Raw genomic sequence first — 8,834 nt, forward strand, 5'->3', positions numbered from 1 at the left:
AACCCGTTGGCGGAATTAATTTAAGTTGATAAATATGAGTAAAAAGTTGCACATATCGCTGATTTTTAGTAACTTAGTGGTGTTCAAAACATTAAGTCCAAACCATCGTATGTACAACCTTTATACAAAATTCGTCAAAATACTCGAGATATGCAAGCAATTCTCTGAAAATCTCGTCAATGAATCGGGTAATGTTCCACGTCGTGGTCCTGTTCCCAAGTTTTCGGATTTGGAAGTGGTGGCGCTATCCTTGACGGCAGAGACCGAGAGCATTGATAGTGAGAAGTGGTTGTTCGACTATAAATTGCAAGAGTACAAGGACAACATTCCTAATCTCATATCAAGGAGACAGTTCAATGACCGCAGGAAGAAAACGGCAGGCCTGTGTGAGGAACTGCGCAAGCGGATTGCCATGGAAATGGATGGCGGAGAGGAACAATTCTTTGTTGACTCCAAGCCGATAGAGGTCTGTAGGGTTGCAAGAGGAAAACGTTGCAAGATGGGACGTACCGGCAATTTCTCGCAAGCTCCCGACTTCGGCTTCTGTGCTTCGCAGAACACGTATTATTTTGGTTATAAGTTACACGCTCTCTGTGGGTTAAGTGGAGTTATCCATTCCTATGATCTGTCAAAGGCAAGTGTGGCGGACCTCCATTATATGAAGGATGTAAAACATACTTATCACGACTGTAGCATCTATGGTGACAAAGGGTATATTGGAGCTGACGTACAGCTTGACTTGTTCGAAACCGCACACATAAGACTGGAGTGTCCGTATCGGCTCAACCAAAAGGATTGGAAACCGACATTCATTCCGTTTGCAAAGGCAAGAAAGAGGATTGAGACAATATTCTCACAACTTACAGACCAGTTCTTGGTCATCAGGAACTATGCGAAAATAACGAATGGTTTGTTTGCCAGGATCATTGGCAAAATTAGTGCACTTACCATTCTGCAATACGTAAACTTCATTAACGACAAGCCCATTGGCAGAATTAAGTATGCACTAAATTAATTCCGCCAACAGGTAAATATAATAAACTATGTCAGAACAGAAACAAGAAGGGACATATTCCCACATTGATGAACCCGTAGTACAGTTCAAAGTTAATTCCGACCGCATTGTTCGTGAAGTCATAAATGCAGATACCAAACAAGTACTTGTTCATATCTCCGGTTATGACCTTCAGATTAACTTCAATATGCAGTATTTGAAGTCTATAGAAGATGTTGAAGCAGCTTGTAGCGGTATCTCGCAGTTGTTCAGAGACACCATCATGGAAAAATTGCTGGAAGGGAATAAACCGGCAGAGTAGAAAACGACTATTCGTTAATGAGTATGGGTTATCGCAACGATAGCTCAGCATTAACGAATTAGCGTAAACATGGAAAATAAAAATACCCTTACAGACCAAGAGATACTTTTCTGTGACCTCTATGCAAATGGAGAAGCGCCTTATGGTGGTAATGCGGCAAAGTGCTATCAGGAAGTATTTGGAGATAGAACGCATCGTGCAAAAGGTCTTGCCATTCGTATGTTAGCTCGTCCTGAGATTCAAGAATACTTGAAGTCTCTTGACGAGCTTCCGTATGAAGAGGCTAAATATATGAAAACATTTTTACGTGAGAACCTTGTAAGTATCATCAAAGAATGTGCAAGTGCAGAATATAGAGACCGAAAAGGCACATTGCAATCCCCAGCCGCCCTTCGTAGCGTAGCGGTCAATGCTTCCAAAGCATTGATGGATTTGTACCCTGTCAAAGAAGCTCATGTTAGTAAAATCAATATCGATGGCGCTGGAGAAGGTGGTATCACTTTCAACGTAATCATGCCAGAGCAATCTGAAACAAAACAACAATAACTATGGTAGAATACATACCTTCAATTATTAGCGCAATAGGCACAATTCTCGCGGCATGGTTTGCTTATAATCAGTACAGTAAAAACAAACTGACGGACTTGAAGATTGAGAAGTTCAAGAAAGACGAAGAAGAAAGAAGCCATAGACGTGCCGACAATTCATCAATCGTTTTTGGTGAATTGTGGACCGTGCTTCACGAACTGAACGCCGACAGAGTGTACATCGTCCAGCCGCATCCTCTCGGAAACGAAAGTCTGTTATCAATATATTATGAGGTCAAGAGAAAAGGTATTGAGCCAATGAAGCCTCATGTTCAGGACTTACACATATCTGAGGTTGCAAAATTCAGTAGCGACCTGGTGAAAAACTTGTTCATATATGTCACAGATATAGACAAGCAAATAAATGATAAATGCGCTCAGTCTATTCTCTCCAGCTACGGTTGCCAAGCAGCGATTATCAAACGTCTCAATGATAACCGTTATGATTGGATTGGAAGTATCTTCTGTGAATTTACACACCCAATTGATGTGCCAGAAGAAGAGGCACGAGAGATAATGCACGAAGCGGCCAAGAACATCCAGTATCTTTTGCCTGAAATTAGATAATCAGTTATTAGTATGAAACCTGGGGATAAAATCATTATTCTTCCATCTTGTGCTTTGACAGAGATGAAACTGGAGCCTCTTGTAGGATTGACTGCGACAATTGTTGAGGTGAACGATATTTCCGGCAATATCCGTGGATGCTGGGTGGATCTTTCTGGTCAGTATCTTGGGGAGCGAGAATGGTACATCCCCTATAATTCGATAGGTATATGAAGATTAACTCGTTTTTGAGCGGTTGCCTAACTACCTTGGCGGTAGTTTTGGGCACCGCTTTGTTTTATCATGGTTGCTCAAAAGACCATACAGTAACAGACTCAAAGTCAGAAACTTATGTCAAGTATGACACTATACGGGTGTTCATTGAGGTACCTGTACCAAGAGACAGTCTTGTAATTCGATACAAAACTGTTAAGGTACCAGTGTACGACACCATCAAAGCACCTCATGCTGACACGCTTTCTTCTGACAGTGTATCTGTCGTTTTGCCAATTACCCAAAAACATTATAGCGATTCCACTTATGAGGCTTGGGTAAGCGGATATGAGCCGGCTTTAGATAGCATTAGGGTATTTCAACCGGTAATGACTATCACGAATACTATTACCAATACAGAGATCAGATATAGACAGAAGCGTTGGGGGTTGGGTGTGCAAGTCGGCATAGGAGTTACGCCCAGCAAAATCGAACCTTATATTGGGCTTGGAGTAAGCTATAATCTTTTTTCTTGGTAAATCTCACCCAAACGTAATTCTTAAAGGCTATTCTTAATAAACGAATTTCAAGCACATGAAAAAAATTATCGAGCTGTATGATAATGGACATGGGGTTGATACTCTTGGCAAGTGTTCCCCAGATCAGAGTTTGCGTGAATATAGGAAAGCACGAGAACTTGTGCGTGATATTGTAGCCAAGCGCAAAGCTATGGGGTATGATGCTCGTATTCTGGTACCTGAAGATACCGACGTGTCATTGACTGAAAGATGTAGGCGTGTTAATGCCATTTGTAACCAATATGGCAAAGATAATGTGATTATGATTTCAGTACATTGCAACGCAGCCGGTTCCGATGGCAAATGGAAAACTGCCGGTGGATGGTGTATCTACACTTCACCTGGACAAACCAAATCCGATATACTGGCAACATCTATCTGGAACGCTGCACAAGATTCACTCAAGCCCTATATCCAGCGTTTCTCGACGCTTAAAGCACAGGGGGCATACGATAAACGCCAAGTTCCCATTCGTGCAGACTGGAGTGATGGCGACCCTGATTACGAGGCAAGATTCGCAGTTCTGACCGGTACAAAATGTGCAGCGGTACTTACAGAATCGATGTTTCAGGACAACAAGACTGATGTCGATTTCCTCCTGTCGGCAGAAGGTCATAACGCTATCGTGGATCTTCACGTAAAAGGCGTTGACAATTATGTAAAATCACTTTAATATATATAAGATATGGAATTGCATATTATTGACAGAATCGCCATCCCTTCTATTCTTCCGGCAGAGAACTCCTTCATGGACTACAATCTGAAGCGCTCTATCATCAAGAAGGTTGGCATCAACAAAGAAGATGTTGAAAAGTATAACATCAAAGAGGACGCCGAAAACAAGCGTACCACATGGGACATCAACGCAGATCGTGAAAACCCTCATGTGGTGGATTTCACGGAACAAGAGTTGGCTTACTTGAAGAGTGCATGTGAAAAACTCTCCGACACTCCAGCCCCAGACTATCTTTGGGACACCGTAGAAAAAATCTACGCGGCTGCTCAGGCTACTGCATAATTTTTCTTGATTCCTTTATATCCATAACACCTCGGAGCGCATCTGATGAGAATCAGGTGCGCTCCATTTATAAACGATAATTTTTAACTCCTTGAAGATTGTCTATGCCTATTCTTTATAAATGATAATTGTTTATGAAGAAAGAAATTGACAACAAAACCCGTGGAAAAGCTATCGGGTTCCTGATTTGGTTCAGAAACCAATACAAACTATGGACCAATGACACCTATTATAAAATCGCAGAGAAATACGGCCAATGCAATTATGGCACATGTCGTAATCTTTTGATGGAACTGGTACAGGCCGGTTATCTCACTGTTTGGAATGATGGAATCCACAAACGCCGTTTCTATATAGACCAGAAGAAATACAATGAATTAGTGTCACCTTTCATCTACCAGAAAAATGATTCCAGGACTGAAAGCACCCAGCAATCTGAAGATTGATTTTGCTCCTTCGGCAAGACAGTATGAAGTCTGGAAGAACCTTCAGCCGGAGTGTCCTTTGTGCGGCGGTAATGTCGTACAGGTGCAGAATGGCGTGGACCGTAATGGCAACCCGACTTACACTTCAGTTTGCGAGCACTGCGGAAATGACAATATCCCTCAGATAATTCTTGGTGGAGGTGCCGCCGGTGGAGGTAAATCGTATCTTGGAAGTTGCTGGCTCATTTCCAGTTGTCTGAGATGGCCGGATATGCGCATGGTCGTTGCCCGTAAAACGCTTAAAAGCCTACGTGAATCAACATGGAACACCATTCAGAGTGTAGCTAAATCTTGGGGACTTGAAGAGCAGGTGCACTTCAAAATAAACAACCTTTCAGGAGAAATGATATTTTGGAACGGCTCCAAAATCATTATGAAAGAAATGGCCTACAGCCCCAGTGACCCTGACTATCTTCGCTTTGGTTCCAGTGAGTTTTCTGGTGGGTTTATAGACGAGGTAGGTGAAGTGGATCAACGGGGTGTCGATGTCCTATTCTCTCGTCTTCGTTGGAAAGTAGCAGAAACGACAAGGGTTCCCAAACTTTTCATGTCCACCAACCCGTGCTTAGGGTGGGTGCGTGACCGTTTTGTTCTTGACGAGAACTTAGAGCCTGTTGTATGCCGCCCAAATGAGATGTATATACCTTTCAGCGTTTATGACAATCCTGACAAGAACTTCGTGAACGCTTATGTATCGGCGCTGTACAAGATTTCAGACCCCAGTGTACGTGAACGCCTTCTTTTTGGTAACTGGTTGTATGTGGACATAAATGACGCTGCTTGCTATTGGAAATTTGACGGAGCCAAGCATCTCGTCGATGGTTTGAAAGATTCCAAGTATGACCCACTGAAGTCGTTGGTTCTCAGTTTTGACTTCAACGTGGCTCCATATATGAGTTGCTTGATGGCTCAGATTGATTATGAGAACAAGATTGTATATATATTGGAGGAGGTTCTTGGGAAACCGGAAAATAAAGAGAACAATACCCCTAAATTTGCTGAAAAGATAAAAAGACTGTTGCTGGGGATGGGACATACCGGTGGTGTGGTTGTTACCGGCGACCCTGCCGGATTGTCCAGAACCACAACTACCGAAGATGGCGTTAATAACTACACCATCCTGCTTTCGGTTCTTAAAAACCCACAACTCCGGCCAAGAAAGAAACTTCTCAGCAAGCAACCATCTCAAATCACCCGTTTGGAATTTGTCAACAATATTTTTGAAGGTTATGACGGTTGGACTATTCAGATTGACCTTAAATGTCGCAAGTTGATAGAGGACTTGATTAACCAACGCAAAGAGATGGATGGCTCAAAATCCAAGGCAAAAGTCATGGATGCCAAGCTCGGTATCAAAGTGGAGAAATACGGCCACTTTTCTGACACCCTTGACTACCTCTTGGTACTATTCTTAAATGAACCCTGGAAGAAGTTCAACGCCACAGGAAGTTCAGGAATTGTCACTTTCACCGGCACGCCAATCTACGGTTCCTTTGAATATTAAACGTATTGATTATGTATCAGAGATTTCTCAATAACGAAGATTACATGAGCCAGATTTCGGACGAACTGTTCAATCAACTTATCCGAGGTCAGCAGATTCGTGTAAACCAGGCAGAGGAAGCCGCAGAAGCCTCCATCGTGGAATACCTTACCGATAACTATGAAGTGGAGAAAGCGTTGGAGGTGGGCAAGAATCTGAGGGAATACAACCCCCGTATCACTTACCCAGTCGGCGTGCATTTTTACCATGAGGGTAAGATTGTAGAGGCCATGCGCTCCATTAACGGCATCAAGGCGCCGGCCACAGTAGAGTATTGGCGCGAGTGTGAGGATGTGGACAAGATAGACCGAGAAACAATTATGGCCTACTCCCAGCTCCTCAACTATCACCCCGGCGACCTTGTGTATTTCTCAGGTTCGGTTTACGAGTGTTTGGAACACAATGGATTTGATTATGCAGACATTCGCATACCCGGCATTAACGCATGGGAACAGGTTCAGACTTCTCCCTGGGAGCCCAACGTGGAGTATGAACTGTGGGCTGTCGTCGAATGGGACAGCCAGTTCTTCGCGCTTCTCAATGCGGATGAGATTGACCTGACAGTAAACCCGATGGAATCCGACAACTGGGGACTCATCGGAGAATATGACCCGGAATATGCTTACGAGTTCAAGGACACCGAGTATGTGGTATTTGACAGCAAGGTTTGGATTCCTACCATGCTGCCGACTGCTGACACGCTTAAAGAAGGGTATAACTTCCGTTATCACGACCCTCGCAATCCCAATATCAAGAAACACATGATTAAGATTGCGTTGTACGAACTACACAAGCTCATATCGCCGAACAACGTCAGCACGGCCCGTATAACGGACTATGAGGCAACAATGCAGTGGCTACATGATGCCAACCGATGCAAAATCAATCCTCAGATTCAACGAAAACTGGACGAGGAGAAGAAACCGGTCAGTGAGATTGCGATGGCTACATTCCAGCGCGACTATGACCCATACAAAAATCCGTGGCAGATATAGTGCGACCGCCCGGAACAACCCCGACAAGGTGCGAATCCCAACCATCACGGTTGGGATTCGTTTTTATTATACCACCAGTTTCGGTGGTATATAAGTTTCAAGTGGTATATAAATTTGGTATAATTCTCTGAATAAACGACAGATATGTATATTGTCATGTACAGTACACTCTCTGAAAATTTCCTGTTAGGTTGAATTTTCTCATATTATTTGTGTAATGTGCTCATTAAAAACACATTGAAAATATTTTGTGGGTTCGGAAATATGTTATACCTTTGCAGTCAGATAAACTGAGGTTGCAATCGGAACGATGTACTGAAAGTGTACATCCAACGTATCTCACTTTCTATACGATTCTGTATATCAACAAGATAAGAGAATTAAACGTGGTTGCCTGGTGGCACCACCCAAGTAAAGATTAAATCGCTGATTCTTACAGGGTTGGCGATTTTTCTTTTAGCCACTACAGGGCGTAGTCACTATAATAGTCACTATCTAAATCGCTATAAACCACGATAAATCGGCTTGATTAAACTGTATTAAAAAGTAGCGTTTAATTCTAAACCCAATTAAATTCTACATTAAATTCTCTGCAAAATAATAGTGACTATCGGCGTGGTGCGCTGAGATAGTCACTACTTCATTCTTACATTGTAAGTCGGGTGCCGGACTGACGGTTGTCGATGTCATCGTAGCGGGTGCGGTTGCCGACTTCGTGCTCGCGCTTGTAGCCGGATGAGCCGGAACTGACATTGAGGGAAGATAGTGCGTTGGCAAGATTGAATGTGAACACTTGCGAGATTTCCGGGGAGTAGTCCTGTGGACGGGAAGGGAGAATACGGACTCCGGCTTTGGACTGGGTATTCTGTTTTATCCTGTCTTTAACCGCCTCGGCATCCTTTCGAGTAAGATGCAGCATGGCTATTGACATCAGGAAGTCTTGTCTTGCTTGTTCATCGGCATGTAGAGAGCGGAACTTGGCTTCCTCCTCCGAAGTTAATTCTATCAAAGGCATATAGCCGTCAGTCAAGGCAGCGCGGAGGCAATAGTTGCCGTTTCTATGTTTGACAACTGCCATACTCTTTATCCTCTCTTGATGGTTGTGTATAGGATAGCGCATGAGATATTCGGTCAGTATCTCCTCGGAGAACATCGTGGCCGCTATTGTCAGGCCTACATCTTCGCGCTCGTCGTCTTTCACGCCGTTATACCATGCGTACTGCCTCGGTGAGATTGGCTTGCTGTACGTCGAGCCGTCTTTGACATTGATGAGCATATAGTTCCCTATGCTGTCTTTGCCCACCTCGACAGTGAACAGGCCGCGGTACACGTCAAGCGGCGATGGTTTCCTCTGTGGCTTGATGGCGAAATCAATAAGCTCCGACAGTTTCATCACCTTGCTGCCGTCGAAGGCAATCTTTTCGGCATGGTCGATTACACTGTAACCTCTCACCCTGCCGTCCTTGTCCTTCTGGAAACTGATGTCTATGCCAAACTTTGGGGTCAAGCCGAAATTCCGGTGCATTTGTTAAAATTCGAGAGCTGAAATGTTA

12 protein-coding genes are annotated in these 8,834 nt (G+C 43.6%); 11 read left to right on the plus strand and 1 reads right to left on the minus strand.

Annotated elements, in window-relative coordinates; translation table 11 throughout:
• Positions 1 to 34: 34 nt before the first annotated feature.
• The 11 genes from C5S62_RS07105 to C5S62_RS07155 all read left to right on the plus strand — a co-directional run bounded on the left by C5S62_RS07105 (position 35) and on the right by C5S62_RS07155 (position 7,281).
• Positions 35 to 1,015 carry an IS982 family transposase gene (locus C5S62_RS07105; protein WP_071121765.1) on the plus strand — a complete coding sequence of 327 codons (981 nt, stop codon included), beginning with the start codon at positions 35 to 37 and terminating at the stop codon, positions 1,013 to 1,015.
• A 28-nt stretch (positions 1,016 to 1,043) separates the two neighbouring features.
• Positions 1,044 to 1,316 carry a hypothetical protein gene (locus tag C5S62_RS07110; RefSeq protein ID WP_104404692.1) on the plus strand — a complete coding sequence of 91 codons (273 nt, stop codon included), beginning with the start codon at positions 1,044 to 1,046 and terminating at the stop codon, positions 1,314 to 1,316.
• 69 nt (positions 1,317 to 1,385) lie between these two features.
• The gene (locus C5S62_RS07115; RefSeq protein WP_104404693.1) at positions 1,386 to 1,862 is read left to right on the plus strand and encodes a hypothetical protein; all 477 of its coding nucleotides are present in this window, start codon (positions 1,386 to 1,388) and stop codon (positions 1,860 to 1,862) included.
• Between the two features lie 2 nt (positions 1,863 to 1,864).
• On the plus strand, positions 1,865 to 2,470 hold the full coding sequence (locus C5S62_RS07120; protein WP_104404694.1) for a hypothetical protein: 606 nt from the start codon (positions 1,865 to 1,867) through the stop codon (positions 2,468 to 2,470).
• A gap of 12 nt (positions 2,471 to 2,482) precedes the next feature.
• On the plus strand, positions 2,483 to 2,683 hold the full coding sequence (locus tag C5S62_RS07125) for a hypothetical protein (RefSeq protein WP_104404695.1): 201 nt from the start codon (positions 2,483 to 2,485) through the stop codon (positions 2,681 to 2,683).
• Entirely contained in the window at positions 2,680 to 3,201 is a 522-nt protein-coding gene (locus tag C5S62_RS07130) for a DUF6808 domain-containing protein (protein WP_104404696.1), read from the plus strand. Before C5S62_RS07125 ends, C5S62_RS07130 begins: the two co-directional genes overlap by 4 nt.
• A 55-nt stretch (positions 3,202 to 3,256) precedes the next feature.
• Positions 3,257 to 3,913 carry an N-acetylmuramoyl-L-alanine amidase gene (locus C5S62_RS07135; protein WP_104404697.1) on the plus strand — a complete coding sequence of 219 codons (657 nt, stop codon included), beginning with the start codon at positions 3,257 to 3,259 and terminating at the stop codon, positions 3,911 to 3,913.
• 12 nt (positions 3,914 to 3,925) lie between these two features.
• A complete protein-coding gene (locus tag C5S62_RS07140; protein WP_104404698.1) occupies positions 3,926 to 4,258 on the plus strand; it encodes an RNA-binding protein in 333 nt (110 codons plus the stop codon).
• 134 nt (positions 4,259 to 4,392) lie between these two features.
• Positions 4,393 to 4,704: a hypothetical protein gene (locus C5S62_RS07145; protein ID WP_104404699.1), complete on the plus strand. Its 312-nt coding sequence runs from the start codon at positions 4,393 to 4,395 to the stop codon at positions 4,702 to 4,704.
• On the plus strand, positions 4,664 to 6,247 hold the full coding sequence (locus C5S62_RS07150; RefSeq protein ID WP_104404700.1) for a phage terminase large subunit: 1,584 nt from the start codon (positions 4,664 to 4,666) through the stop codon (positions 6,245 to 6,247). Before C5S62_RS07145 ends, C5S62_RS07150 begins: the two co-directional genes overlap by 41 nt.
• A gap of 44 nt (positions 6,248 to 6,291) precedes the next feature.
• Positions 6,292 to 7,281 carry a hypothetical protein gene (locus tag C5S62_RS07155; RefSeq protein WP_223301177.1) on the plus strand — a complete coding sequence of 330 codons (990 nt, stop codon included), beginning with the start codon at positions 6,292 to 6,294 and terminating at the stop codon, positions 7,279 to 7,281.
• A 646-nt stretch (positions 7,282 to 7,927) separates the two neighbouring features.
• Here the strand turns inward: C5S62_RS07155 and C5S62_RS07160 are convergent.
• Positions 7,928 to 8,806, minus strand: coding sequence for a hypothetical protein (locus C5S62_RS07160; RefSeq protein WP_104404702.1), 879 nt, complete (start codon positions 8,804 to 8,806; stop codon positions 7,928 to 7,930).
• Positions 8,807 to 8,834: the final 28 nt, after the last annotated feature.

Source organism: Prevotella sp. MGM2 (assembly GCF_002933955.1).
GTDB lineage: Bacteria > Bacteroidota > Bacteroidia > Bacteroidales > Bacteroidaceae > Alloprevotella.